Here is a 25,551-nt window from a genome sequence, read left to right on the forward strand (position 1 = left end):
GCACGGGTCGTGACCGACACCCTGCAGCGGCCCGCCGACCCCGACGCGCACGACACGACCGTCCACCACGCCCGCCACCTCGTCGCCGGCGAGCGGCCCGACCCGCTCGACGCGCCCGTCCTCGAGCGCCGCGACCCGGCCACCGGCGACCCGACGAGCACCGCCCCGGTCGGCGACGACGTCACCGTCGCGGCCGCCGTCGCCGCCGCCCGTGCCGCCGCACCCGACTGGGCGCGCACCCCCGCCGCCGAGCGCGCCGCCGCGCTCGCCCGGGCCGCCGACGCCGTCGAGGCCGTCGCCGAGCAGCTCGCCGAGGACAGCCGCCTCGACATGGGCCGCCCACCCGCACTGGCACGCGACGGCGTCGCCGCCGGGGTCGCCACCATGCGCGAGTACGCCGTCCTCGGCCCCCTGCACCGCGGGCGCAGGCTCAACGGCTCCCCGGACGCGTGGGACGTCATGGAGCTGCGCCCGCGGGGCGTCGCCGCCGTCGTCACCGCGTGGAACGACCCCGTCGCCGCCACCGTCGGTCTCCTCGCGGCGGCCCTCGTCACGGGCAACACCGTGGTGTGGAAGCCGTCCGAGCGGGCCGTCCGCACGAGCGACCGGCTCGCCGGGCTGCTCGCCGCGTCGTTCCCGCCCGGCGTGGTGAACGTCGTCCACGGCGACGCCACGACCGGTGCGCTCCTCGTCGAGCAGCACGTCGACGTCGTGGCGCACGTCGGCTCGACCGCCGCCGGCCGCGCCATCGCGGCGGCGGCCGCGCGCACCGGCGCGCACACCCTGCTCGAGAACGGGGGCAAGGACCCGCTCGTCGTCGACCGCGGGCTCGACCCGCAGTGGGTGGCGCAGCAGATCGCGCTCGGCGGGCTCATCAACTCCGGGCAGCTGTGCACGGCGGTCGAGCGGGTCTACGTCCACACCGACGCCTACGACGCCGTCCGCGAGGCCCTCCTCACCGAGGTCGAGCGGTGGGCACCCGGCGGTGAGCAGGCCATCGGCCCGCTCGTCGACACCGCGCACCGCGACGCCGTCCACGCCCACGTGAGCGCGGCCCGCGACGCGGGTGCGCGGGTCCTCCGGGGCGGGGAGGTTGCCGACGGTCCCGGCGCGTTCTACCCGCCGACGGTCCTCGAGGACGTCCCGGCCGACGCCGCCGTCCTCACCGAGGAGACCTTCGGTCCCGTGCTCCCCCTCGTGCGCGTCGAGGACGTCGACGAGGGGCTGAGGCTGGCGGGGGCGGGCCGGTACGGCCTCGCCGCGACCGTCCTCACGGCCGACCTCGTCGTCGCGCGACGTGCGTGCACCGCGCTCGACGTCGGCACCGTCAAGGTGAACGACGTCTTCGGCGGCGCCCCGGGCGGGGCGGCGACCCCGCGCCGGGGCTCCGGCACCGGACTGGGCTACGGCCCCGAGCTGCTCGACGAGATGACCGCCGTCACCGTGTGCCACCTGGGGCCGCCACGAGCGGCTGCCCCGTCTCCAGCAGCGTCTTGAGGCCGGACAGGATCGCCACCCACCCGATCTCGAGGTGGTCCGCGGCCGCGCCGGCGGGCAGGCCCTCGTGGGTGCAGCGGAGCACGGTCACGCCCGGCATCGGCATGAACGGCTCCACCACCTCGAAGGTGACGCGCGAGGTCGGCAGCTCCGCGATGTCCGGGGCCCACACCCCGTCGAAGGTGAGGACGAGGCGCCGGCCGAGCTCGACGTCCTCGACGACACCGGTGATCATGTCGCCGCCCCCGGCCGTGTACCGGTAGGCGGCCCCGGCCTGCAGCGCGGGGAAGTGCGCCTCGAAGCCGTAGTAGTAGGCGGGCGTCACGCTGCCGTCGACGAGCGCCTGCCACACCGCCTCGGGCTCGGCGCGGACGGCGTAGGCGAGCCGGACGGTCGCGGTCGCGCTCGTCGACGGGGCGGGGGCAGCGGTCGTGGTCGTGCTCATGGTGACCTCCTCGGTCGGTACCCCGCGCCGGTCCCTCCGGGCGGTGGCACCCTCATGACGCGGACGCCCCCCGCATTTCGACACCGGCAGCCGCGAGGTGTCGAAACGGCCGGGGCCCGCGCGTCATTGAGGTGCGGCACCGTGCCGCCCCGGCCGGGCCGGGAGGACCGAAGGAGTGGGCCGTGGAGTTCCTGCTGCTGGCCGTCGAGACCGAGGCCGCCTTCGCCGAGCGCGACGACCCCGACCGCGCCCCCGCCTACTGGGCGGGCTGGCAGGGCTACGTCACCGCCCTGGAGGAGGCCGGCGTGCTGCGGGGCGCCAACGGCCTCCACCCGCCCGCCACGGCCACGACCGTCCGCGTCGTCGAGGGCCGTGTCGACGTCCAGGACGGGCCCTACGCCGACACCAAGGAGCAGCTCGGCGGCTACTTCGTCGTCGACGTCCCCGACCTCGACGCCGCGCTCGGCTGGGCCGGGCGCTGCCCGTCGGCCGCCGCGGGCGGGTCGTGCGAGGTCCGGCCCGTCCTGCCGCCGCCCCGGCCCGCTGGTGCGTGAGGAGGACGGCGACGCGAGCCGCGACGCGGTGGAGGTCGTCGTGCGGGAGTCGTACGGGCGCCTCGTCGCGTACCTGGCCGTGCGGACCCGCGACGTCGCTGCGGCGGAGGACGCCCTGTCGGACGCGCTGGTGGCGGCCCTCCGGACGTGGCCCGAGCGCGGGGTGCCGGAGCGGCCGGAGGCGTGGCTGCTGACGGCCGCCCGGCGCGGTCACCTCGACACCCTGCGGCGGCGCACGACGGCGGAGCGCGCCCTGCCCGAGCTCGCACGCCTCGCCGACGAGCACGCGCAGGCGGGCCCGGCCAGCACCGTCCCGGACACGCGGCTGCAGCTGATGTTCGCCTGCGCGCACCCGGCGATCGCGCCGGCCGTCCGGGGCCCGCTCATGCTCCAGGTCGTCCTCGGTCTCGACGCCGTCCGGATCGGGCGGGTCCACCTCGTGCCCGCGACCACCATGGGGCAACGGCTCGTGCGCGCGAAGGCGAAGATCGCGGCCGCCGGCATCCCGTTCGCGGTGCCGGAGGGGGCGGAGCTGCCGGCGCGGCTCGGCGCCGTCCTCGACGCCCTCCATGCCGCCTACACCGCCGGCTGGGACGAGGCGGCGACACCGGACGGGGAGCCCCCGGGCCGCGGGGACGACCTCACGGGCGAGGTGCTGCGCCTCACGCGACTCGTGGTCCGCCGCCTGCCCGAGGAGCCGGAGGCGCGGGGCCTGCTCGCCGCCGTGCTCCACGTCCACGCACGACGCGGGGCCCGGCGGGACGGCGCGGGCCGTTTCGTCCCGCTCGCGGAGCAGGACCCGCAGCGCTGGGACGCCGACCTCGTGCGCGAGGCCGAGGAGCACCTGCTGCTCGCCCAGCAGGCCGGGGTCGTCGGCCCCTACCAGCTGATGGGGGCCGTGCAGTCCGTGCACGCGCACCGGGCGGTGACCGGGCGCACCGACCACGTCGCGCTCGCGCGGCTGTACGAGGGCCTCGTCGCGCTGCAGCCCACCACCGGGGCGAAGGTCGCCCACGCGGCCGCCGTCCTCGCCGCGCACGGGTCCGTGCCCGCGCTGGCCATCCTCGACGCGCTGGCACGCGAGGACGCCCGCAGCGCGGGCTACCAGCCGTACTGGGTCGTGCGGGCCGCGACCCTCGCCGACCTCGACCCGGCCGCGGCCGGTGCCGCCCGGCGCCGGGCCGCGGACCTCACGCACGACCCGGCCGTCCGCGACCACCTCGTGCGGGCGTGAGCGCCCGCTCTCACCACCGCCTCACGACCACCGGGGCAGGCTCGGGTCCGTGGGCACCATCGCGTACGGCGGGCTGGCTAGCCTCGGCTCCGTGCGCCTGCTCGTGGTGGAGGACGACGCCGCGCTCGCCGCCACGCTGCGGCGCGCGCTCGAGCGCGAGGGGCACGCCGTCGACACCGCGGCCGATGGTGACGAGGCGCTGTGGTTCGCGTGCGAGCAGGACTACGACGTCGTCGTCCTCGACGTCATGCTCCCCGGCCCCGACGGCTTCGAGGTGGTGCGTCGCATGCGGGGGGCAGGGCGCTGGGCGCCCGTCCTCCTGCTGACGGCCCGGGACGGGGTCGTCGACCGGATCGCGGGCCTGGACGCCGGCGCCGACGACTACCTCACGAAGCCGTTCTCGGTAGGGGAGCTCGCCGCGCGTGTGCGCGCCCTCGCCCGGCGCGCCCCGCAGGAGCGCCCGGTGGTGCTGCGCGTCGGCGACCTCGTCCTCGACCCCGCATCCCGTGAGGTCACCCGGGCCGGGGTCCCGGTCGACCTGTCGCCCAAGGAGTTCGCCCTCCTCCAGGCGCTCATGCGCCGCCCCGGCGAGGCGCTGTCCCGGTCGGCCCTCATCGAGCAGGTGTGGGACTTCGCCTACGACGGCACCTCGAACGTCGTCGACGTCTACATCGGCTACCTGCGGGACAAGGTCGACCGGCCCTTCGGGCGACGGTCGGTCCTCACGGTCCGCGGCGCCGGGTACCGGGTCGTCGACGACACGTCCGGGGCTGCCCCCGAGGCACCCGGTGGGTGAGCCACGGGCCCTGGTCCTCGGCATGGTCGTCGTCAGCGACCGCGGGCCGTCGGGGAGCTCGACGCGGTCCTCGTCGAGCACCACCCGAGCGCCGGCCGCCGGGTGACGCGCCGGCCGCGGTCGCGACCCTACGATCCCCGGGTGCCGGGGCTGCCGGTGGCCTTGCGGTCACGCCTCACGGTCGTGGTGGGCATCGCGACGCTCCTCGCCGCGGCCGCGTCCTTCGGCGCGCTCGCCGTCCTCGCGCCCCGGCAGCTGCTCGACGCCGTCGACGAGGGGCTCGACCAGCGGGTGGCCGTCCTGCTGGCGGAGCTGTCCGCGGGGGAGGAGCTACGGGACCCCTTCACCCAGCTGCTCGCGGCGGACGGGTCCGTGATCGACGGCTCTCCCGGGGTCCCGCTCGTCCCGGCCGCGGAGGTGTCGAGGAGCCGGGACGAGCCCGTCCGCGACGTCGTCACCGTCCCCGGCGTCCCCGGTGAGGTCCGTGTCCTCGTCGTGCCTCTCCCGGACGGTGTCGCGGAGGCCCCGCTGGCGACCGCGCTCGTCACGGGGACGCGGCTGGAGACCCTCGCCCGCGTCTCCGAGCGGGTGTCCGTCGGTCTGGCCGCGGTCCTCGCCGGAACGCTCGTCGCCGCGGTCGTCGGGACGTGGCTCGTCGTCGGCGCCGCCCTCAGGCCCGTCGCCGACATGACCCGGACGGCCGCCGGGATCGGCAGCTCCCCGGGCGGGCGCCGCCTGCCTCGTCCCGGCACGGGTGACGAGGTGGACGAGCTCGCCCGCACGCTCAACGACCTCCTCGACCGGGTCGAGGCGGGGCTGCGGCGCGAACGCGCCTTCGTCGACGACGCGAGCCACGAGCTGCGTACCCCGCTCGCGGTGGTCCAGGCGGAGCTCGAGCTCGCGGCGGACGACCCCGACCCCGTCCGCGCACGGGAGAGCGTCCTCGCCGCGCTCGCGGCGACGCAGCGGCTCAGCGGTCTCGCGACGGACCTCCTCGTCCTGGCGCGGGCCGACGCCGGTGCGACGGGAGCAGCGCCGGAGCCGGCCGCGGTCGTGCCGCACCTGCGCGCTGCGGCCGAGCGGGCCGGGACCGCGCTCGCGGTCACCGTCGAGCCGGTCGACGACGCCGGGAGGGGGCGGCTCGACGTCCGCGTCGAGCCGGGATCGCTCGACCGGGCGCTCGACAACCTCCTGCGCAACGCGGTCCGGGCCGGCGCCCGGAGCGTGCGGCTGCGGTGCGGGCGAGAGGGCGACGAGGTCGTCGTGAGCGTCGAGGACGACGGTCCCGGGTTCCCCGCCGCGGTGCTCGACGACCCCTTCCAGCGCTTCCGCCGCGGCGACGCCGCCCGGTCCCCGGGCGGCACCGGGCTCGGGCTGGCGATCGTGGCCGCCACCGTCCGCGCCCACGGTGGGTCCGTGGGCGCGGACAACGCCTCGGCGCTCGGCGGCGCGTGCGTGACGCTGCGGCTGCCGGCGGCCACGGACCTCAGTTGAGGATGCCGCCGCAGAGGACGGGGACGGTCGCCTCGAGCGGGACGGACGCGACGAGCGAGGACGGCATCGCGGCGAAGTAGTCGTCCGGGTTGAAGGCGTAGCCGCCGCTGCCGTCGAAGTCGGCGCCGTGGACGACCACCTGGACGCTGCCGGCCTGGGCGAAGGCCGCCGGGTCGGCGGGGGTGAAGGTGCGGCTGTACGACAGCGTGCCGTCGGCCTCCGCCACGGGGAAGCGGTCGAGCGCGAGGCCGCTCGCGGCGGACGTGTCGCCGGTCGTGGTGAGCGAGGCGATGATGCCGCCGTAGAACGGGCCGCCCTCGACGACCGTCACGACGCCGTTCCCGTCGGTGTCCGCGTCGACGGGGCACTGCGACGGGTCGCGGTCGGTGCCGGTGGTGTCGTGCAGGTGCACGGCGTGCGGCAGACCCGGCGCGAGGCCGCTCGCCTCCACCTTGACCTGCAGCTTGCCGTTGGGGAGCGCCGTGATGCGGGTCGAGCCGGTCGCGTCGGTGCCGGGGACGCCGGACTGCACCTGGTCGAGGTCGTAGGCGTAGGCGGCGACTCTGTCCGACGGGTTGCCGTCGTGACCGGCCACCGCCGGGGCGGCGAGCGCGAGGGCGGCGGTGGCGCCGAGGGCGGTGGCGAGGGCGAGGGCGGGGCTGGGGCTGGACATGGTGGGGTCCTTCCGTCTGGGCCCCTCGAGGGGGCCGCGTCGATCCCTGGACGTCAGGGGTACGACGCGGCCCCGTCACCCGGATGGGTCAGCCGCGACCCGCGTGCGTCGAGGCGCTGCGGTACTCCGTGTACTGGTACGGGTTGTCGAGCACCTTGGTCTCGGGGATGTCGGGGTTCATCCCCTTCTCCCACGCGTCGTCGCCCATCGCCGAGCGCAGGTGGTCGATCGTCGCCCCGACCTGTGCGCGGACCGCCGCCAGGTCGACGCCGACGAGGCGCCCGTCGCGCTTCACGACGCGCCCGTCGACGAGCACCGTGTGGACGTCGCTGCGCTGCGCCTGCATCGCGACGTGGCCGTACGGGTTGAGCACCGGGAAGGAGACCGGGCTGTCGTCGTTCCTCAGCAGCACGACGTCGGCCTTCTTGCCCGGCTCGAGGCTGCCGACCAGGTCGCTCATGCCGAGCGCCTGCGCACCGCCACGCGTCGCCCACTCGACGACCTGGTCCGCCCGGAGGTGGCAGTGCGTGACGGTGTCGCCCTTCTTGTGCGCCTCCAGGTGCTCCCGGCTGCGGTCGGCGCCCAGCGTCGAGCGCATCGCGCTGAAGAGGTCGCCGCTCATCCACACGCTGGTGTCCATGGAGATCGACACGGGGATGCCGTGCTCCCGCAGCGTCCAGGTGGGGGGGTACCCCTGCCCGCAGCTCTGCTCGGACTCCGTCGCCACCGACACCGAGCCGCCCGTGGCCGCGATGCGGTGGTAGGAGTCGTGCGACAGCGTGGCCGCGTGGACGTAGACCGTCCGCTCCTCCATGAACCCGTTCTCGTGCATGAGCCTGATGCCGTCGTCGTTGGTCGCGCCCCACACGCCCGCGTGCGTCGTGACGGCGAGGTCGAGCTCGCGGGCCGCCTCGAAGGCCGCCTTCTCGGGGAAGGCCGGGTCGCCCGTGACGTCGAAGGCGAGCTGCAGCCCGAGCATGTCGCTGCGCGGCACGCGCTGGAGGAACGAGCGGACGTCGGCGTCGGCGGTCCACTCCCACGGTGCCGCCTGGATGTTGCCGTAGGCGAGGACGAAGCGCCCCGGCACGGAGCGCAGGGCGTCCACCGCCGCCTCGGCGTGCTCGACCGACTGCAGCCCGTGCGACCAGTCGACGGTCGTCGTCACCCCGGCGTCGAGGGACTCCAGCGCGCTCAGCAGGTTGCCCGCCGCGATGTCCTCGGGCCGGAAGTGGCGGCCGTGCTCGAGGTAGTACCAGACGAAGTACTGCGTGAGGGTCCAGTCGGCGCCGTACCCGCGCATCGCGGTCTGCCACATGTGGCGGTGGGTGTCGACCATCCCGGGCATCACGATGCCGCCGCGCGCGTCCACCTCCTCGGTGCCGGTCGGCACGTCGAGAGCCGGCCCCACCGCCTCGACCCGGTCGCCGACGACGAGCACGTCGGTGTCGGGCAGCACGCTGCGGGCGGTGTCCATCGGCAGCACCGTGCCGCCGCGGAACACGACGCCGGGACGGGGGCCGGAGCTGGTTGCTGAGTGGTCCACGGGCGACTCCTTCGTCGGACGGCGACCGCTTCGGCTCATCAGCGGACGACTGTCCGCACAACGGTCGCTCGGCTGCAGCGTCCGCCGACGCGGGGCCGCTGTCAAGCGGTGCGGGCCCCCGGGACCCCACTACGCTCGGCCGGATCGGACAGATGTCCGCAGATCGGAGGAGCGGCATGGACGCACTGGTCCTCGAGAGCCACGGCGGGCCGCCGGTGCCGCGCACGCTGCCCGATCCGTCGCCCGGCGCGGGACGGACGCTGGTCGCCGTGCGGGCGGCCGCGCTCGCCCCGCTCGACGTGCTCGCGGGCAGCGGCGCCTCCTACCTCGGCGCCCCGGCGCTGCCCTACGTGCCGGGTGTCGCGGGGGTCGGGCGCGTCGTCGCCTCCGGTGCCCACCCGGTGGGGGCGCGGGTGCACGTCACGACCTCCGCCGGCCTGGCCCCGGGGGACGGCACGTTCGCCGGGCTCGTCGTCGTGCCCGACGACGTGTGCGTCCTGCTGGGCGACGAGGTCACCGACGACGCCGCCGTCGCCGCGCTCGGCATGAGCGCCGTCGCCGCGTGGCACGCCCTCGCCGTGCGAGGCCGCCTCGCCGCCGGGCAGCGGGTGCTCGTCCTCGGCGCCGGCGGGACCGTGGGGCAGGTCGCCGTCCAGGTCGCGCGGCACCTCGTCGGGGCGACGGGCCGGGTCGTGGCGGCGGCGCGGTCGGCCGGAGCCCGCGCCGCCGCGCTCGGGCTCGGGGCCGACGAGGCGCTCGACGTCACCGCGGAGGCGCTCGCCGCCGGGTCCGGCTGGGACGTCGTCCTCGACCCGCTCGGCGGGCCGCCCGCGACCGCCGCGCTCCTCGGGCTGGCCGTCGGCGGGCGGTTCGTCCACCTCGGCTCCTCCGCCGGGCCGTCGTTCGAGGTCTCGTCCGCCGCGCTGCGCGGGCGGGCCGCCGAGGTGCTCGGCCACACGAACGCCCTCCTCACCGGCGCGGAGATCGGGACCGCACTGACCTCGGCGCTCGCGGTGCCGGGCGTCCGTGTCGCGCACGAGACCGTGCCGCTGGAGCAGGGCGGCGACGCGTGGCGGCGGCAGGCCGAGGGCCGGGCGCCGCGCCGGCAGGTGCTCGTCCTGCCCTGAGCGGGCGCCTCAGCTCACACGCGGCCTCGCAGCAGCAGGTGCCAGTAGACGCGCGGCTCGACGTAGCGGTCGACGACGAAGGTCGCGAGGCCCGGGCGGGTGAGGTCGGGCCACGGGACGGTCGGCGTCGGCCGGGCGTCGCGGTCGTGCTCGGCGAGCAGCAGGCGGCGTCGTGACGTGACGACCGGCGCGACGGTGTAGCCGTCGTAGCGCCGCAGCGGCTGTCCGAGCCGCTGTGCGGCGACGTTGTGGGCGACCACCGGCACCTGCCGGCGCAGCGCGCCTCCCGACGACAGCGTGCGGTGGGCCGCGACGTCGCCGAGGGCCCACACCCTCGGGTGGGCACGGTGCCGCAGGGTGTCCGGGTCGACGGCCACGAGACCGTCCGACCCCGGCGACGTGAGGCCGCTGCCGGCCACCCACCGCGGCGCCCGGTAGGGCGGGGCGAGGTAGAAGGCGTCGTACGGCTGCTCGGTCACGCCGTCGACCGTGCGGACCCGGAGGACGCGGGCCTGCGGGTCGACGCGCTCGACGACGCTCGACGTGCGCACCCGCACGCCGAGCTCCTCCGCCGCCTCCCGCAGCCGACGGTCGGCGCGCGCCTCGGCGACCAGCCGGTCCGCCTCGACGAGGAGCTCGATGCGCACGTCGGGCAGGACCCCGCTGCGGCGCCAGTGGTCCGCGGCGAGGAAGAGCGGCTTGAGCCCGACGGGGCTGCACGGGGTGTGACGCGACGACAGCGCGAACACCGCGGTGCCCGCGCGCAGCCCCGCGAGCAGCGGCCAGGTCCGTTCGGCGAGGTCGGGCTCGTAGCTCGTGGCGGCGTGCGGCGTCGCCATGGCGGCCCGGGCGCCTGGGACCGCGTCCCAGTCGACCTCGGAGCCGGGGCACAGGACGAGGTCGCCGTACGCGAGGTCCCCGCCATCGGCGAGGCGGACGGTCGAGCGGTCCGCGTCCACCGCGACGACCCGGTCCCGGTACCAGCGACAGCCGCGCGGGACCAGCCCGGCCTGCGGTCGGCTCGCCTCCGCGAGCGTGGCCTGGCCACCGGCGACGTACGACAGCAGCGGACGGTAGACGTGGACCTCGCGCGGGTCGACGAGCGCGACGTCGCGACAGCCGTCGCGCCGCAGCCGTGCGGCGAGGGAGAGCCCCGCGTTGCCGCCGCCGACGACCACGACGTCGTGCCGGCGGGTCTGCATGCGGGGGTGCTCCAGGTGGTCCGGGTGCGGCGGGCCCGCTCCACGCTAGGCGCAGGCGCTGCGGCGCGCGCCCGCTGGCGAGGTCCGCTGCGGCGGTGTTGCGTGGGGCGCGTGGAGGGCTACGTCGCGCTGACCGTCGTGCTCGGCTGCGCCTTCGCGGTCGTCGGGATCGCCCACCTCGTGCACCGGCGGACCGCCGTGGCGCCGGACGCGGTCGGAGCGTCGCCGGCTCAGTCGGGGGAGCGGCCGCGCGAGCACGCCCTCAGCCGGTTCCACGTCCGCTGGTACGCCCTCACCGTCGTCTTCCTCGCCTTCGACGTCGAGATGCTCTTCATGTACCCGTGGGCCGTCGTCGTCGCCGCCGAGGGCTGGGCGGCCGTCGTCGAGATGTTCGTCTTCCTCGTCGTCCTCATGGCCGGCGTCGTGTGGGCGCGACGGGAGGGCGCCTTCCGGTGGTCGTGACACGCCTCGCGCGGGCGGCGGTCGCCCGGGCGCACGTGCTGGCGGTGGAGGTGCCGGGCCACCGGGCGGTCCGCGCGGGCGTCGAGGCGGCGGCCGACGCGCGTGGCTGGGTGCTCGCCGCGAGCCCGGCGGACGCCGACGTGCTCGCCGTCTGCGGTCCGCTCCACGGTCGGCTCGGCGACGCCGTCGCGACCGTGTGGGAGGACCTGCCGGGACCGCGGGCCCGGGTCGACGTCTCCGCCGCCGACGCCGCGGTCGCCGCGCTCGACGTCGCGGCAGCGGCGCTCCTCGACGACGACGCGGCGCGCGACGACGCGGCGGGCCGCTCGAGCGAGCCTCCCGGCGACGACCGCGACATGGCGTCGGAGGCCGACGACCGCGACGGCCTCGAGATGGACGTGCTCCACGTGCCCCTCGGCCCGGTCCTGCCCGCGTGGCCGGCGGGGCTGCGACTGCGCTGCGTTCTGGCCGGGGACGTCGTCACCCGCGCGGCGGTGGAGGGCGTCGGTCCGCGCGTCGGTGCCGACCCTGGACCGTCCCCTCCGGTGGGTGGCCTGCCTGCGGCGGCTCGGCACCTCGACGCGGTGGCCGGGATGCTCCGGGTGGCCGGCTGGGACGGTGCGGCGCGGCGGGCACGGGCGCTGCGTGACGCCGTCGCGACGGGGGGCAGCGCGGTCGGCAGCACGGTCGGCAGCACGGCGGGCGGCGACGCCGTGCGCGACCTCGCGGCGCTGCGGGCGCGGATCGCGCGGTCGTGGGTGCTGCGGTGGTCGACGCGGGGACTCGGCGTCCACGAGGGGCTCGACGTGCGTGACCGGCTGCTGGGACGGCTCGACCGGGCGGTCGCCGCGGTCGGGGACGGGAACCCGGACCTCGACGAAGCGGTGGAACGGGCCGAGTCGCAGGCCGCGGTCGACGCGCTGCCCGGTCTCGTCACCGGTCTCGACCTCGGCGCCGTCCGCCTCGTCGTCGCGTCCTTCGACCCCGACCTGTCGCTCGTGGCGGTGCCCGAGCCGCAGCCGGAGCCGGAGAGCGCAGGTCACGGGGGTCACGGGGGTCACGGGGGTCACGGGGGTCACGGGGGTCACGAGGGTCACGGGGGTCACGGCCATGGCTGAGGCGCTGCTCTTCCCGCTCGGCCTCACCGCCGTGCTCCTCGCCCTCGCGGCCCTCGCCGCCGGCCTCGACGCGGTGCTCGTCGAGGGGCCCGCGGCCTGGCGGGCCCCGTGGCAGGAGACCGCCCGCCTCGCCCGGCAACGGCGCCGCGCCCTCGCGTCCGCCGACCGGCTCCTGTGGCGCCTCGGCGGTGCCGGGCTCCTCGTCGCCGCGCTGCTCATGGCCGCCGTCGTGCCGGTCGGCGGGCGGCCGGTCGCCGACGTGCCCGTGGGCGTCGTGTGGTTCAACGCCATGGACGTCGTCGTGTGGGCGGCCGTGTGGTGCCTCGGCTGGGGCGCCAACGCCGTGCACGGCCTCGTCGGCGGCTACCGGTTCCTCGCGCAGGCCCTCTCCTACGAGCTGCCGCTCATGTTCGCCCTCACGGCGCCGGCGGTGGCGGCGGCGAGCCTGCGCATGACGGACGTCGCCGCCGCGCAGGCCGACCGCTGGTTCGTCGTCGAGATGCCCGTCGCGTTCCTCGTGTTCTGCGTCGGCGTGGTCGGGTTCTCCGTGCACGGGCCCTTCGCCCACCCCGCCGGCGCGGACGTCCACGGCGGCGTGCTCGCCGAGCTGTCCGGCGTCGACCGCTGGGTCGTCCAGGCAGGCCGGTACGCGCTGCTCGCCGCCGGCGCCGCCTTCGGGGCGGCGCTGTTCCTCGGCGGCGGCACCGGCCCGTGGCTGCCGGGGTGGGTGTGGTCGCTCGTCACGACGCTCGCGCTCCTCGCGGTGCTCGTCGCCGGGCGCCGGCTGCTGCCCGTGGTGCGACCGGACCGGTTCGTCGAGGCCGGCTGGCTCGTGCTCCTGCCCCTCACCCTCGCCCAGGTGTTCGTCGTCTCGGTCGTCGCGGTCCTCCGCGCGGGCGGGGCCTGACCAGGAGGACCCGATGACCGACCTCGTGACCGACCCCCTCCGCCTCGTCGAGGTGGTGGCGTTCTGGGCGCTCGCGGCGCTCGCCGTCGTGGCCGGTGTCCTCGTCTTCCGATGGGACTCGATGGCCCGGGTGACGTACGCCCTCGCGACGTCGTTCGTCGCCGTCGGTCTCGCGCTCGTCGTCGTCGACCTCCACTACATCGGGGCCGTCACGGTGCTCATGATGGTGATGGAGATGGCGATCATGGCCGTCTTCATGATCATGTTCATGGGGATGAACCCGGCGCTCATGCCGATGGACATGACGCACCGGAAACGTCCCGCCGCGGTCGTCGCCGTGGCGACGTTCGTCGTGCTCGCCGGGGGTGCGCTGCTCGTGCCGTGGGAACGGCTCGCCGACCCGGTGCCGGGGGCCGGGAGCGCGAGCGCCGTCGGCGAGGCGGTCATGGGTCCGAAGATGCTCGTGATGATGACGGTGAGCCCGCTGCTCTTCGCCACCCTCGTCGCCGGGGTCGTCCTCGCCTCCCACCGCACCCGCTACGACCGGCTCGGCGACGACCTGCGCCGACGACCCGCCGACGACCCCCAGCCGGGCGGGGTGGGCCGGTGAGCCTCGAGGCGGTGCTCGTCGTCGCGTCCGCGTTGTTCAGCGTCGGGCTGTACGGGGCGCTCACGCAGCAGGTCGTCGTCATGGTGATGATGGGCCTCGAGCTCATGCTCAACGGCGTCATCCTCGCCGTCGCAGGGTTCTGGTACTTCCTCGCGCCCGAGCCGACCGGGCAGGTCCTGCTCCTCGTCGTCATCGCGGCGATGACGGTCGAGATGGCGATGGGCTTCGCCGTCGCGACGCTGCTCCACCGCTCCGCCGGTACGGACATGGTCGACATGGCCACGGAGCTGTCCGGGTGAGCGCGGCCCTCGGCGGTGCCGCGCTGTGGGCGCTCGTCCTCCTGCCGGGGCTCGTCGGCGCCGTGCTGTGCGCGGCCGGCCGCCGGGCCGGGCCGCTCGCGGGGCCGGTCGCGCTCGTCACCGTCGTCGTCGTCGCCGGCCTCGCCGCAGCCGTCGCGTGGTGGACGCCGACCGTCGCGGCGCCGTTCGTGCTCGCCGAGCTCGGCCTCGCCGTCGACGCCCTCGCGGCGCTCGTCGTGCCCGCGGTCGCGGTCGTCACCGCGCTCGTCGTGGCGTGGGTCGTGGCGTCGGGGGCCCGCGAGGAGCGCGTCGCGGCCGCGCCGGCGGCCGTGCACGGCGTGCTCCTGCTCTTCCTCGCCGCGGTCCTCCTCACGGCGACCGCGAGCACCCTGCCGGCGCTGCTCCTCGGCTGGGAGGTGATGGGCGCGGCGTCGTACGCGCTCATCGCCGCGCCGTGGCGCGAGCACCGGGCCGCTGACGCGGGGCTCACCGCGTTCCTCACGACGCGTGCGGCGGACCTCGGGCTCTACGTCGCGGTCGCCGCCGCCCTCGCCGGCGGTGCGGGCCTCGGCCTCGCCGACCTCCCCGACGCACAGGGGATCTGGCGGGACGTCGCGGCCGCCGGGCTGCTCGTCGCGGCGCTCGGCAAGGCCGCCCAGCTGCCGTTCAGCGCGTGGCTGTCGCGGGCGATGGAGGGTCCGAGCCCGGTGAGCGCGCTCCTGCACTCCGCGGCCATGGTCGCGATGGGCGGGTACCTCCTGCTCCGGACGAGCGACCTGCTCGCCGCCACCGGGTGGGCGGCGACCGCGGCGGCGTGGGTGGGGGTGCTCACCGCGCTGCTGCTCGGGCTGGTCGCCCTGACCCAGAGCGACCTCAAGCAGGTCCTCGCGGCCTCCACCGCCTCGCAGCTCGGGTTCGTCGTGCTCGCCGCCGGGACGTCGCCCTCGGGCGGCGCCGCCCACCTCGTCGCCCACGCCGCCACCAAGGCGGCGCTGTTCCTCGCCGCCGGCGTGTGGCTGCAGGTGCTCGGGACGAAGGCCCTCGACCGGCTCGACGGGGCGGCCCGGCGGACGCCCGGCGTGGGTGCCGCTGCCGTGGTCGCCGGGTGCGCCCTCGCCGGCGTCGCCCCGCTCAGCCTGTGGGCGACGAAGGACGCCGTCCTCGCCGGCGCCCTCGAGACGTCGCCGTGGCTGTACGCGTGCGGGCTGGCCGCCGCGGCGGTCGCCGCGGCGTACGCCGCCCGTCTCGTCACCGTGCTGCTGCGCCGCCCTCCGGCGGAGTCCCCCACGCCGACGGCGCCCGTCTCGGGCGGGCAGACCGCCGCGGTCGTCGCCCTCGCCGCCGGCGCGGCGGGGCTGGGGGTGCTCGCCCTGCCCGGCCTCCTCGACCCGCTCGGTCGCGCGCTGACGGGCGCGGCGCCCCCGCACCCGGGCGTGGTGGAGGTGGTCGGGACGGCCGTCCTCGTGCTCGTCGTCGGGGCCGTGGTCGTGGTCCTGACCCGTCGGGACGCGTTCCCTCGGGCGACGTGGGCGGAGGGGTGGCTCGGCCTCGGCCGCCTCACCCACGCCGGTGTCGTCCGACCCGTGCTCGGGCTCGCGGGATGGTGCGCGCGCGTCGACGACCACGGCGTCGACCGGGCCGTCCACGCCGTCGCGACCCTGGCGCTCGCCGCCGGCGCCGGCGCGGCGCGTGCCGACGACGGCGGTCTCGACGCTGCCGTGACCCGGACGTCGCGCGGGACCGTCGGCCTGGCCGGCGCCTCCGCGCGCGTCGACGACGGCGTCGTCGACGCAGGCGTGGAGCGGGTCGCGGCAGGCGCGCGCGGGCTCGGGCGCCTGGCCCGCCGACCGCAGACCGGCCGCGTCGACGAGTACTACCTCCAGCTCGTCACCGGTCTCGCCGTCCTCCTCGGTCTCGCCGTCGTCCTCCTTCTGGTGGTGGTGTGAGTGCTCTCCCTCGTCGTCTTCCTCCCGGCGCTGGCCGCCGCCGTCCTCGGGCTCGCGCGCGGGCTTCCCGACCGGGTCGCGCGCTGGGCGTGGGTGCTCGTCGCCGCCGTCGAGACCGTCCTCGTGCTGGGGCTGTGGCTCGCCTTCGAGGACCCGGGCCGGGGGCGGCTCGCGTTCGAGGAGCAGGTCCGCTGGCTGCCCTCGCTCGGCAGCAGCTACCACGTCGGTCTGGACGGGCTCAGCCTGCCGCTCGTCCTCATGACGAACGTCGTGTTCCTCGCGTGCGCCGTCCACGCCCTCACGGAGCGGCGGCGACCCCGCGCGCAGGCCGCACTGTTCCTCTTCCTCCAGGCCACGTGCCTCGGGGTGTTCGCCGCCGCGGACCTGCTCGTCTTCTTCGTGTTCTTCGACCTGTCGATCGTCGGCATGTACGCCGTCATCGCCGGCTGGGGGCACCGGGACGCCGCCCGGTCGGCTCTCAAGTTTTTCCTCTACACGTTCCTCGGCAGCCTCGTGCTCCTCCTCGGCTTCATCGGGCTGTTCGCCGCATCCGGCGACGCCGGCCCCCGCACGTTCGACATGGTCGAGCTCGCCGCGCGCCCGCCCCTCGTCGACCGGCCGCTCGCGGGCGGCCTCGTCCTCGTCGCCGTCCTCGTCGGGCTGGCCGTCAAGATCCCCACCGTCCCGTTCCACACGTGGCTGCCGCCCGCCCACACCGACGCACCCGCCGTCGGCTCGGCCGTCCTCGCCGGCGTGCTCCTCAAGCTCGGCACGTACGGCCTCGTCCGCATCGCGGTGCCGATGCTGCCGGAGGCGTGGCGCTCCCTCGCGTGGGTCGTCGTCGCGCTCGGGGTGGTGTCGGTGCTGTGGGGCGCACTGGTCGCCCTCGCCCAGACCGACGTCAAGCGCATGATCGCCTACACGTCCGTCAACCACATGGGCTACGTCGTGCTCGGGCTCGGGGTGGCGGGTCTGCTCGCCGACGGCGCCCCCGACGCGTCCCGCGAGGAGGCCGCGGTGACGGCGGTGTCCGGGGCGCTCACGCAGATGGTGAGCCACGGCCTCATCACCGCCGCGCTGTTCCTCCTCGTCGACCTCCTGTGGCAGCAGCGCGAGGACTACTCCCTCGACGCCTACGGCGGGCTCGCGCGCGTCGCGCCGGTGTTCTCCGGCCTGTTCGCCGTGGGGGCGTTCGCCTCCCTCGGGCTGCCCGGGTTCAGCGGCTTCGTCGCGGAGGTCCAGGTGTTCGCCGGCAGCATCGCGCTCGCGCCGGTGACGGCGGTCGCTCTCCTCGGGATCCTCCTCACGGCGGCCCTGTACCTGCGCGCGCTGCAGCGCCTCGTCGTGGGGCCCGTGGCGGGCCGCTCGGTCGGGCTCGCCGACCTCGCGCCGCACGCCACCGTCGCCGTCGCCGGGCTGCTCGCCCTGTCGGTGCTCGTCGGGCTCCTGCCCGCGGTGCTGCTCGACGTCGTCGCCCCCGCCGCACAGCACGTCGTCGACGCCCTGTCGGGGGCGGACCTGCCGTGACCGGGATGTCGATGCACGGCGCCGACACGCTCCTCGTCCTGCCCGAGCTCGTCGTGCTCGTCGGCGCCGTCGCGACGCTCCTGCTCGGGTCCTTCCTGCCACGGCAGCGGCAGTGGACAGCACGGCTCCTCGCCGTGGCGGTGCTGGCCGGTGCCGTGGTCGTGAGCGTCGTCGCCCCGCGCGTCGGTGCGGGCGCGGAGGGCCCCACCACCGCCTTCTCCGGCACGTTCGCCGTCGACGGCGCCACGACGGTCGTCCGCGTCGTCCTCTGCCTCTCGACGCTGCTGGTCGTCGGGCTCGGCGTCGACGAGCTCGCCGGCGTCCCGCGCGAGTCCGACACGTACGCGCTGCTCCTCCTCGGCACGCTCGGCGGGCTCGTGCTCGCCTCCGCCACCGACCTGCTCGTCCTCGCCGTCGCGTTCCTGCTGTCGAGCGTGCCGCTGTACGGGCTCATCGGCCTCGCCGGCACGAGCCGTGCGGCCGAGGCCGTCCTCAAGGCCTACCTCCTGGGCGCGCTCCTCGGCATCGTCATGCTCCTCGGGGTCGGCCTCCTCTACGCCGGCACGGCGGGCACGACGTACGCCGAGCTCGCCGAGCGGCTCCCCGCCTCTCCCGCGGCGCTCGCGGGCGCCGGGCTCGTCGCCGTCCTCGTCGGGCTCCTCTTCGAGGCCGGGGCGGTGCCCGCCCACTTCTGGGTGCCCGACGCCGCCCAGGGCGCCTCGACGACGGCGGCGGCGTTCCTCACGACCGTGCCGAAGGTGGCGGCGCTGCTCGCGGCGTACCGGTTCCTCGAGGCCGCCACCGCCGGCGGCACCGACCCGGGCCTGACCCGCACCGCGCTCGTGGTCGTGGGCGTCGTCGCGGTCGCGTCCATGACGCTCGGGAACCTCGCGGCGTTCTGGCAGGACGACGTCCGGCGGCTGCTCGGCTGGTCGACCGTGAGCCAGGTCGGCTACGTCCTCCTGCCGGTCGCCGTGGTCGGCGCCGAGCTCGCCCTCGCGAGCCTCCTCGTCTACCTCGCCGGGTACGCCGTCACGAACCTCACGGCCTTCGCCGTCGTGGCGGCGCACCGGGACGCCCGCTCGATCGCGGACTGGGCGGGTCTGGCTCGCCGGTACCCGGTGACGGGGGTGGCGCTCGTCGTCGCGCTGCTCGGGCTCGTCGGCACCCCGCCGACGGCGGTGTTCGTCGGCAAGCTCGCGACGTTCGGCGCCGCCTGGGACGCCGGCGCGGGCTGGCTCGCCGTCGTCGCCGTCCTCAACACCGTGGCGAGTCTCTTCTACTACCTGCGCTGGCTCGCTCCCGCCTTCCGTGCGGTCGCCGACGCGCCGGGCGGCGACGACCCCCGGCGTCCGCTCGCGTGGGCGTCACGGGCGGCCGCGGCCGGCTCGGTCGGCGTGCTCGTGGTCGGGCTCGCCGCGGGCGTCGTCGTGGCCGCGGGCGGTGGGGCACCGGTCCGCTGACCCCCCGCCCGCGAGTCCGCTCGCCTCACGTTGATCACTTCGGCACAGTGGGGCCGTGACGACTGGTGACGGCTCGGCGCTCGTGAGCGCCCTCGGGGGGCTGCGGGCGGAGCTCGACACCGTCGCGCTGCCGTACGAGGTGCCGGGTGTCGCGGCCTCCCGCGAGCTCGTCGACGCGGTGTGCCGGCAGGTCGACGACTACCTCCTGCCGCGGCTGGAGCGCCTCGAGGCGCCACTGCTCGTCGTCGTCGGCGGGTCCACGGGCGCCGGCAAGTCGACGCTCGTCAACAGCCTCGTGCGCAACGCGGTGAGCCGGTCCGGCGTCCTCCGCCCCACGACACGCGCGCCCGTGCTGGTCCACAACCCCGCCGACGCCCACTGGTTCGACGACCGGCGCATCCTTCCCGGGCTCGCCCGCGTGCACGGCCCCGAGGAGGACCTGCCGCCGGACCGGCCCATCACGACGGTGAGGCTGGTGAGCGAGGAGGCCCTCCCGGCCGGGCTCGCCGTCCTCGACGCCCCCGACGTCGACTCGGTCGTCGACTCCAACCGGGAGCTCGCCGCGCAGCTGCTCGCCGCCGCGGACCTCTGGCTGTTCGTCACCACCGCCGCCCGCTACGCCGACGCGGTCCCGTGGGGGCTGCTGCAGGAGGCCGCGGCCCGCGCGGCCGCGCTCGCCGTGGTCCTCAACCGCGTCCCCGCCGCCGCGATGACCGACGTGCGGGACGACCTCGCGTCGATGCTGGCCGCGAACGGGCTCGGCGCGTCCCCGATGTTCACCATCGCCGACTCCGACGTCGAGCACGGTCTGCTGCCGCGCCGTGCCGTCGCGGGGCTGCACGCGTGGCTCACCGGCCTCGCCGCGGACGAGGCCGCGCGCGGTGTCGTCATCCGCCGCACCGTCACCGGCGCCCTCAACACCCTCGGCGAGCGGGTCGCCGTCGTCGCGGAGGCCGCCGACGCGCAGAACGCCGCCGCGACGGAGCTGCGGACGGTCGCGCGCGAGCGGTACGCCGAGGCGCGGCGCCGGCTCGACACCGCCCTGTCCGACGGCTCGGTCCTGCGCGGCGAGGTGCTCGCCCGCTGGCAGGAGGCGCTCGGCACGGGCGAGCTGTGGCGCGGCCTGGAGTCCGGCGTCTCCCGGGTGCGCGACCGGCTGGTCGGCTTCGTCCGCGGTCGCCGCGCGCCGGTGGAGCGGCTCGGCGAGGCGTTGCAGTCCTCGACGCACGCCCTCGTCGTCTCCGAGCTGACCGCGGCGGCCGGCGACACGGCCCGCGAGTGGCGGGCCCGCCCCGCCGGAGCGGCCCTGCTCCGTCTCGACCCCACGCTCGCGCGTCCCTCCGACGGCTCCGACGAGCGGGTGGAGCGGCTCGTGCGGGACTGGCAGAGCGCCGTCATCGACCTGGTCTCGGAGCTCGGCGAGGGCAAGAAGGCCCAGGCCCGTGCGGTCAGCCTCGGTGTCAACGGTCTCGGCTTCGTCCTCATGCTCGCGGTCTTCAGCCAGACCGCCGGGCTCACCGGCGGCGAGGTCGCGATCGCCGGCGGGACCGCGGTCGTCAGCCAGCGCCTCCTCGAGGCGATCCTCGGCGACGAGGCGGTCCGCACCATGGCGGCGAAGGCTCGCGCCGACCTCCTCGACCGGGTCGGCGTCCTCCTCGAGGGCGAGCGTCGCCGCTGGGTCGACGCCGCCCCCGTCGCCGACGCCGGCGCACGGGTCCGGGCGTCCCTCGAGCTCCTGCAGGAGGCCCGGTGAGCACGGCGGCGGGGACGGGGGAGGACCGCGTCGTCGGGGACCGGCGGTCCCGGCCGCGGCGCGGCGCCCGGGAACGTCGCGGCGGCGGGGTGGACCCGGCGGTGGAGGTGCCCGACCTCACCGGCCGCATCCGCAGCGCGCTCGAGCTCGCCGGCGACCGCTTCCCGCCCGACCGGGTCCGCGCCGCGAACGAGGAGCTGGAGCGGACGGAGGCCCGCGCCGGGCTCGGTGCCGAGCACACCGTGGTCGCGCTCATGGGCGCGACCGGCTCGGGCAAGTCGAGCCTGTTCAACGCCGTGGCCGGCTTCACGATCTCCCAGGTCGGGGTGCGGCGGCCCACGACGAGCGACCCGGTGGCGTGCACGTGGGGTCCCGGCACCGACGCGCTCCTCGACTGGCTCCAGGTGCCGTCGCGGCACCGCACGGAGCACACGAGCGAGCTCGTCGAGGGCCGCTCCGACGCCCTCGAGGGGCTCGTCCTGCTCGACATGCCCGACCACGACTCCCGGGAGCGCGCCCACCGGGCGGACGTCGACCGCCTCGTCGGGCGGGTCGACCTCCTCGTGTGGGTCGTCGACCCGCAGAAGTACGCCGACGAGGCCCTCCACGCCGACTACCTGTCCCGGCTGCGGGGACACGACGACGTCCTCCTCGTCGTCCTCAACCAGGTCGACCGGCTCCGTGACGACGAGCGGGACGCCGTCCTCGCCGACCTCCGCCGTCTCGTCGCCGCCGACGGCCTGCCCCGCGCGTCGGTCCTCGCGACGTCGACGGTCACGGGGGAGGGCGTCGACGAGCTCCGGCGGCTCTTCGCCGACGCCGTCGCCTCCCGCGCCATGGCGCTGGGGCGCGCGCGGGCGGCGTTGCGGGAGGTCGCGGCCGACCTGCGCCGCGCCGTCGCCGACGACGAGCCCCACGTCGACGACGTCAACGGGGACGCCGACCTGACCGAGACCCTCGCCGGCGCGGCGTCCGTGCCGTCGGTGGTGGCCGCGGTCGAGGCCGACTACCGGCGTCAGGCGGCACGGCACGTCGGCTGGCCCTACACGCGGTGGCTCGGCCGCCTCGGTCGGGACCCGCTGCGTCGGCTCCGGCTCACCGACCCCGCACTGGGGGAGGAGCTGACCGGGCTGGCGCGCTCGTCGGTGCCCGCGCCCACCCGCGCGCAGCTCGCGCGCGTCGACCTCGCCGAGCGGCAGCTCGTCGACCGCGCGACGACGGGGCTGCCCGACCGCTGGGCGGACGCCGTGCGAGCGGCGCCGGTGCGGACGGAGGACCTCCGGGACGCCCTCGACCAGGCCGTCGTCGGCACCGACCTGTCGTTCCGGCGACCCCGCTGGTGGGTGGTCGTCGGCGCCCTGCAGTGGGTGTTCGCCCTGCTCGCGCTCGTGGGGCTCCTCGCCCTCGTCGGGCTGTTCGTCCTCGGCTTCCTCCAGGTGCCCGCACCGGACCTGCCCGCCCTGCCCGGGCTCCCGGACTGGCTCCCGGCGCCGACGGCCCTCCTCCTCGTCGGGCTCCTCGGTGGGCTGCTGCTGTCCGTGCTCGCGGGCGCAGCGGTTCCCGGACGGGCGCGGGCGCGCGCCCGCGAGGCCCGCACGCGCCTCGACGTCGCCGTGTCGGGGGTCGCGCGGGAACGGGTGCTGTCGCCCGTCGCCGACGTGCTCGCCGAGCACCGGCGGTGCCGGGAGCTGCTCACCCCCTGACGCCGGGGCCGTGCGGTCGCGTCCCGGTCGGTGCCGTGTCCACAGGTCGTCGGGCGGCGTCGTCGTCCACAGCAGCGGACGCCGGCCACCCCGTCGGTGCACCGCGGCGTCGAGGCTCGTCCCGACGCGCCGGCACCCGTCGGCGCCCGAGACGACAAGGGGCACCTCATGCTCAACGACACCCGGATCACGCTGCGCGGCAACGTCGCGACCACCCCCTCGCTCAAGGTGACGACGGCCGGCACGACCCTCTGCACGTTCCGCATGGCCGTGACCGACCGGCGCTGGTCGGACACCGACCAGAAGTACGTCGACGGCGCGACGAGCTGGTACACCGTCACGGCCTGGCGGGGGCTCGCTGGCAACGTCGCGGCCAGCCTCGCCCCCGGCACCGGCGTCGTGGTCCAGGGCCGACTGCGCATCCGCGACTACACGTGGGAGAACCAGCCGCGCACGAGCGCCGACGTCACGGCCGACGTCGTGGCGCTCGACCTCTCGTGGGGCACCGTGAAGCTCGAGCCGGCCCGGCGTCGCGGTGGCAGCAGCAGCGGCGAGCGGTCCGCCGACCGCGCCGAGGCCGAGATCCTGGCGGCCCAGTCGGCGGCAGAGGTGACCGAGGAGTCCCGCCTGGCCTACGAGGCGGCGGAGCCGGACGAGGGCCTCGGTGACGGGGACCTCGGCGAGCAGGACGGCGAGGCCGACGGCGGGACCACCGAGGGCGACGCGCCGTCTCTCGCGGTCGTCGGGGCCGCGGACCCGTTCTGAGGGCTCACCCGACGGCGGCGAGCACGGCCACGACGACACCGACGACGACGAACAGCACCGCCGAGCCGCGCAGCACCGTCCGCTGCGGCAGCACGCGCGCGAGGCGGGCGCCGACCTCCACGGCGACCGCGTTGGCGGCCACCATCCCGAGGCTCGCGCCGACGAACGTCGCGACGGCGTCCTGCTGGGCCGCGATCGCGACGGTGGCGAGCTGGGTCTTGTCGCCCATCTCCCCGAGGGCGAAGGTCAGCGCGACGGCGAGGACGGCACTGCGGCCCGTCGCGGTGGCGAGCCGCCGTGCGAGCCGCCCCGTGCCCGGGACCACGTCGCCGCCGTCCTCGTCGCCGTCGTCGTCGCCGTGCCCGTCGCCCAGCGTCTCCCGCCACAGCCACAGGCCCACGAGCACGAAGAGGACGCCGGAGACGATCCCGACCGGGCGGGCCGGCAGCACCGCCCCGGCCGCGGCGCCCACGAGGACCGCGACGAGCTGGACCGCGAGGATGCCGAGGGTCACGCCCAGCAGCACCACCCGGCGACCGAGCCGCGCCGACAGCCCCGCCGCGAGCAGCTGGGACTTGTCGCCGAACTCCGCGAGGAACGTCGCGAGGGCGGCGCCCCCGGCCGCGAGCAGCCAGGCGCCGAGGGCGGTCGTCACGGTGCGCTCACCCCGGCATCCTCCCGTACCCGAGGGCGCGGCCCGACCGTGCGCGGTCGGCGGTGGGGCTCCCCTAGCCTGGGGCCGTGGCGGAATTCATCTACACGATGTACAAGGCCCGCAAGGCCCACGGCGACAAGGTCATCCTCGACGACGTCACCATGTCGTTCTACCCCGGCGCCAAGATCGGTGTCGTCGGCCCGAACGGTGCGGGGAAGTCGACGATCCTCAAGATCATGGCGGGGCTCGACCAGCCCTCCAACGGCGAGGCGCGGCTCTCGCCCGGCTACTCCGTGGGCATCCTCCAGCAGGAGCCGCCGCTCAACGAGGAGAAGACCGTCCTCGGCAACGTCGAGGAGGGCCTCGGCGAGATCAAGCAGAAGCTCGACCGCTTCAACGAGATCAGCGCGCTGATGGGCGAGCCGGACGCCGACTTCGACGCGCTCATGGCGGAGATGGGGGAGCTGCAGGAGGCGCTCGACCACGCCGACGCGTGGGACCTCGACAGCCAGCTGGAGCAGGCGATGGACGCACTGCGCTGCCCGCCGCCGGACGCCGACGTCACCGTCCTGTCCGGTGGCGAGCGCCGCCGGGTCGCCCTCTGCAAGCTCCTGCTGAGCAAGCCGGACCTGCTCCTGCTCGACGAGCCCACGAACCACCTCGACGCGGAGAGCGTCAGCTGGCTCGAGCAGCACCTCGCCGCCTACCCGGGCGCCGTGCTCGCCGTCACGCACGACCGCTACTTCCTCGACAACGTCGCTCAGTGGATCGCCGAGGTCGACCGCGGCAAGCTCTACCCGTACGAGGGCAACTACTCGACGTACCTGGAGAAGAAGCAGGAGCGCCTGCAGGTCCAGGGCAAGAAGGACGCGAAGCTCGCCAAGCGCCTCAAGGACGAGCTGGAGTGGGTGCGCCAGAACTCCAAGGGCCGCCAGACCAAGTCCCGGGCGCGCCTGCAGCGCTACGAGGAGATGGCGGCGGAGGCCGAGCGCACCCGCAAGCTCGACTTCGAGGAGATCCAGATCCCGCCGGGGCCGCGCCTCGGCTCCACCGTCATCGAGGTCGACGACCTCCACAAGGGCTTCGACGAGCGCGGCACCCTCATCTCGGGGCTGTCGTTCTCGCTGCCCCGCAACGGCATCGTCGGGGTCATCGGCCCCAACGGCGTCGGCAAGACGACCCTGTTCAAGACCATCGTGGGTCTCGAGGAGCCCGACGCGGGGACCGTCAAGGTCGGCGAGACCGTGAAGATCTCCTACGTCGACCAGAACCGCGCGAACATCGACCCGAGGAAGACCCTGTGGGAGGTCGTGTCCGACGGCCTCGACCACATCCAGGTGGGCAACGTCGAGATGCCGTCGCGGGCGTACGTGTCGGCGTTCGGCTTCAAGGGCCCGGACCAGCAGAAGCCGGCCGGGGTGCTGTCCGGCGGGGAGCGCAACCGGCTCAACCTCGCCCTCACCCTCAAGGAGGGCGGCAACCTCCTGCTGCTCGACGAGCCGACGAACGACCTCGACGTCGAGACGCTCGGGTCGCTGGAGAACGCGCTGCTCGACTTCCCCGGGTGCGCGGTCGTCATCAGCCACGACCGCTGGTTCCTCGACCGGGTGTGCACGCACATCCTCGCCTACGAGGGCGACGAGAAGGACCCCGCGAAGTGGTTCTGGTTCGAGGGCAACTTCGAGTCCTACGAGGCGAACAAGGTCGAGCGGCTCGGCCCGGACGCCGCCCGGCCGCACCGGGTCACGCACCGCAAGCTCACCCGCGACTGAGTCCGC

The 25,551-nt window shown here is 76.2% G+C and carries 23 protein-coding genes; 18 read left to right on the forward strand and 5 right to left on the reverse strand.

Going from position 1 to position 25,551, the window contains the following annotated elements:
• Positions 1 to 9: 9 nt before the first annotated feature.
• Entirely contained in the window at positions 10 to 1,497 is a 1,488-nt protein-coding gene (locus tag WAB14_RS03615; protein ID WP_340267513.1) for an aldehyde dehydrogenase family protein, read from the forward strand.
• Here WAB14_RS03615 and WAB14_RS03620 read toward each other — a convergent pair.
• Positions 1,439 to 1,942, reverse strand: coding sequence for an SRPBCC domain-containing protein (locus WAB14_RS03620; RefSeq protein WP_340267515.1), 504 nt, complete (start codon positions 1,940 to 1,942; stop codon positions 1,439 to 1,441). The genes WAB14_RS03615 and WAB14_RS03620 overlap by 59 nt on opposite strands.
• 182 nt (positions 1,943 to 2,124) lie before the next feature.
• Between WAB14_RS03620 and WAB14_RS03625 the strand changes: the two genes are divergently transcribed.
• The 4 genes from WAB14_RS03625 to WAB14_RS03640 all read left to right on the forward strand — a co-directional run bounded on the left by WAB14_RS03625 (position 2,125) and on the right by WAB14_RS03640 (position 6,020).
• Positions 2,125 to 2,496 carry a YciI family protein gene (locus tag WAB14_RS03625; RefSeq protein ID WP_340267517.1) on the forward strand — a complete coding sequence of 124 codons (372 nt, stop codon included), beginning with the start codon at positions 2,125 to 2,127 and terminating at the stop codon, positions 2,494 to 2,496.
• Positions 2,489 to 3,730 (forward strand): RNA polymerase sigma factor, encoded by a 1,242-nt coding sequence (locus WAB14_RS03630; protein WP_340267519.1) that lies wholly within the window; start codon positions 2,489 to 2,491, stop codon positions 3,728 to 3,730. Before WAB14_RS03625 ends, WAB14_RS03630 begins: the two co-directional genes overlap by 8 nt.
• A gap of 91 nt (positions 3,731 to 3,821) precedes the next feature.
• Positions 3,822 to 4,526: a response regulator transcription factor gene (locus WAB14_RS03635; protein ID WP_377002515.1), complete on the forward strand. Its 705-nt coding sequence runs from the start codon at positions 3,822 to 3,824 to the stop codon at positions 4,524 to 4,526.
• Between the two features lie 141 nt (positions 4,527 to 4,667).
• Entirely contained in the window at positions 4,668 to 6,020 is a 1,353-nt protein-coding gene (locus WAB14_RS03640) for a sensor histidine kinase (RefSeq protein ID WP_340267523.1), read from the forward strand.
• Here the strand turns inward: WAB14_RS03640 and WAB14_RS03645 are convergent.
• Positions 6,013 to 6,693 carry a hypothetical protein gene (locus tag WAB14_RS03645; protein ID WP_340267525.1) on the reverse strand — a complete coding sequence of 227 codons (681 nt, stop codon included), beginning with the start codon at positions 6,691 to 6,693 and terminating at the stop codon, positions 6,013 to 6,015. The two genes, WAB14_RS03640 and WAB14_RS03645, sit on opposite strands and share 8 nt — an antisense overlap.
• 88 nt (positions 6,694 to 6,781) lie before the next feature.
• Complete coding sequence (locus WAB14_RS03650; protein WP_340267527.1) at positions 6,782 to 8,236, reverse strand: amidohydrolase family protein; 1,455 nt, start codon at positions 8,234 to 8,236, stop codon at positions 6,782 to 6,784.
• A 176-nt stretch (positions 8,237 to 8,412) separates the two neighbouring features.
• Here WAB14_RS03650 and WAB14_RS03655 point away from each other — a divergent pair, with 176 nt between their 5' ends.
• On the forward strand, positions 8,413 to 9,363 hold the full coding sequence (locus WAB14_RS03655; RefSeq protein WP_340267529.1) for a quinone oxidoreductase family protein: 951 nt from the start codon (positions 8,413 to 8,415) through the stop codon (positions 9,361 to 9,363).
• A 14-nt stretch (positions 9,364 to 9,377) separates the two neighbouring features.
• Here WAB14_RS03655 and WAB14_RS03660 read toward each other — a convergent pair whose 3' ends face one another.
• Positions 9,378 to 10,565, reverse strand: coding sequence for an NAD(P)/FAD-dependent oxidoreductase (locus WAB14_RS03660; RefSeq protein WP_340267531.1), 1,188 nt, complete (start codon positions 10,563 to 10,565; stop codon positions 9,378 to 9,380).
• A gap of 111 nt (positions 10,566 to 10,676) precedes the next feature.
• On the opposite strand from WAB14_RS03660, the gene WAB14_RS03665 reads away from it, so the two are divergent.
• The 11 genes from WAB14_RS03665 to WAB14_RS03715 all read left to right on the forward strand — a co-directional run bounded on the left by WAB14_RS03665 (position 10,677) and on the right by WAB14_RS03715 (position 23,118).
• The gene (locus WAB14_RS03665; RefSeq protein ID WP_340267533.1) at positions 10,677 to 11,027 is read left to right on the forward strand and encodes an NADH-quinone oxidoreductase subunit A; all 351 of its coding nucleotides are present in this window, start codon (positions 10,677 to 10,679) and stop codon (positions 11,025 to 11,027) included.
• Positions 11,018 to 12,145, forward strand: coding sequence for a hypothetical protein (locus WAB14_RS03670; protein ID WP_340267535.1), 1,128 nt, complete (start codon positions 11,018 to 11,020; stop codon positions 12,143 to 12,145). The genes WAB14_RS03665 and WAB14_RS03670 overlap by 10 nt, the downstream gene beginning before the upstream one ends.
• Positions 12,138 to 13,052, forward strand: a complete 915-nt coding sequence (locus WAB14_RS03675; RefSeq protein ID WP_340267536.1) for an NADH-quinone oxidoreductase subunit H — start codon at positions 12,138 to 12,140, stop codon at positions 13,050 to 13,052. The genes WAB14_RS03670 and WAB14_RS03675 overlap by 8 nt, the downstream gene beginning before the upstream one ends.
• Positions 13,053 to 13,065: 13 nt before the next feature.
• Entirely contained in the window at positions 13,066 to 13,662 is a 597-nt protein-coding gene (locus tag WAB14_RS03680) for an NADH-quinone oxidoreductase subunit J (RefSeq protein WP_340267538.1), read from the forward strand.
• The gene (locus tag WAB14_RS03685; protein WP_340267540.1) at positions 13,659 to 13,961 is read left to right on the forward strand and encodes an NADH-quinone oxidoreductase subunit NuoK; all 303 of its coding nucleotides are present in this window, start codon (positions 13,659 to 13,661) and stop codon (positions 13,959 to 13,961) included. Before WAB14_RS03680 ends, WAB14_RS03685 begins: the two co-directional genes overlap by 4 nt.
• The gene (locus WAB14_RS03690; RefSeq protein ID WP_340267542.1) at positions 13,958 to 15,907 is read left to right on the forward strand and encodes a proton-conducting transporter transmembrane domain-containing protein; all 1,950 of its coding nucleotides are present in this window, start codon (positions 13,958 to 13,960) and stop codon (positions 15,905 to 15,907) included. Before WAB14_RS03685 ends, WAB14_RS03690 begins: the two co-directional genes overlap by 4 nt.
• Positions 15,908 to 17,434 carry a complex I subunit 4 family protein gene (locus WAB14_RS03695; RefSeq protein WP_340267544.1) on the forward strand — a complete coding sequence of 509 codons (1,527 nt, stop codon included), beginning with the start codon at positions 15,908 to 15,910 and terminating at the stop codon, positions 17,432 to 17,434.
• 5 nt (positions 17,435 to 17,439) lie between these two features.
• Positions 17,440 to 18,897 carry an NADH-quinone oxidoreductase subunit N gene (locus WAB14_RS03700; protein ID WP_340267546.1) on the forward strand — a complete coding sequence of 486 codons (1,458 nt, stop codon included), beginning with the start codon at positions 17,440 to 17,442 and terminating at the stop codon, positions 18,895 to 18,897.
• Positions 18,898 to 18,952: 55 nt separating this feature from the next.
• The gene (locus WAB14_RS03705; RefSeq protein WP_340267548.1) at positions 18,953 to 20,650 is read left to right on the forward strand and encodes an ABC transporter; all 1,698 of its coding nucleotides are present in this window, start codon (positions 18,953 to 18,955) and stop codon (positions 20,648 to 20,650) included.
• Entirely contained in the window at positions 20,647 to 22,353 is a 1,707-nt protein-coding gene (locus WAB14_RS03710) for a GTPase (protein WP_340267550.1), read from the forward strand. Before WAB14_RS03705 ends, WAB14_RS03710 begins: the two co-directional genes overlap by 4 nt.
• 168 nt (positions 22,354 to 22,521) lie before the next feature.
• On the forward strand, positions 22,522 to 23,118 hold the full coding sequence (locus tag WAB14_RS03715) for a single-stranded DNA-binding protein (RefSeq protein ID WP_340267552.1): 597 nt from the start codon (positions 22,522 to 22,524) through the stop codon (positions 23,116 to 23,118).
• A gap of 4 nt (positions 23,119 to 23,122) precedes the next feature.
• Here WAB14_RS03715 and WAB14_RS03720 read toward each other — a convergent pair whose 3' ends face one another.
• Positions 23,123 to 23,773 (reverse strand): TMEM165/GDT1 family protein, encoded by a 651-nt coding sequence (locus WAB14_RS03720; protein WP_340267554.1) that lies wholly within the window; start codon positions 23,771 to 23,773, stop codon positions 23,123 to 23,125.
• Between the two features lie 86 nt (positions 23,774 to 23,859).
• Between WAB14_RS03720 and ettA the strand changes: the two genes are divergently transcribed.
• Entirely contained in the window at positions 23,860 to 25,545 is a 1,686-nt protein-coding gene (gene ettA / locus WAB14_RS03725) for an energy-dependent translational throttle protein EttA (RefSeq protein ID WP_340267556.1), read from the forward strand.
• The last annotated feature ends 6 nt before the right edge of the window (positions 25,546 to 25,551 follow it).

The sequence above is a fragment of the Aquipuribacter nitratireducens genome (genome assembly GCF_037860835.1).
GTDB lineage: Bacteria > Actinomycetota > Actinomycetes > Actinomycetales > JBBAYJ01 > Aquipuribacter > Aquipuribacter nitratireducens.

What these genes read in the sequence shown, in the direction of transcription:
- WAB14_RS03620 (WP_340267515.1), bottom strand. Translation starts at nt 1,942, where the DNA reads ATGAGCACGACCACGACCGCTGCCCCCGCCCCGTCGACGAGCGCGACC.
- WAB14_RS03645 (WP_340267525.1), bottom strand. Translation starts at nt 6,693, where the DNA reads ATGTCCAGCCCCAGCCCCGCCCTCGCCCTCGCCACCGCCCTCGGCGCC.
- WAB14_RS03655 (WP_340267529.1), top strand. Translation starts at nt 8,413, where the DNA reads ATGGACGCACTGGTCCTCGAGAGCCACGGCGGGCCGCCGGTGCCGCGC.
- WAB14_RS03660 (WP_340267531.1), bottom strand. Translation starts at nt 10,565, where the DNA reads ATGCAGACCCGCCGGCACGACGTCGTGGTCGTCGGCGGCGGCAACGCG.
- WAB14_RS03675 (WP_340267536.1), top strand. Translation starts at nt 12,138, where the DNA reads ATGGCTGAGGCGCTGCTCTTCCCGCTCGGCCTCACCGCCGTGCTCCTC.
- WAB14_RS03680 (WP_340267538.1), top strand. Translation starts at nt 13,066, where the DNA reads ATGACCGACCTCGTGACCGACCCCCTCCGCCTCGTCGAGGTGGTGGCG.
- WAB14_RS03700 (WP_340267546.1), top strand. Translation starts at nt 17,440, where the DNA reads ATGTCGATGCACGGCGCCGACACGCTCCTCGTCCTGCCCGAGCTCGTC.
- WAB14_RS03715 (WP_340267552.1), top strand. Translation starts at nt 22,522, where the DNA reads ATGCTCAACGACACCCGGATCACGCTGCGCGGCAACGTCGCGACCACC.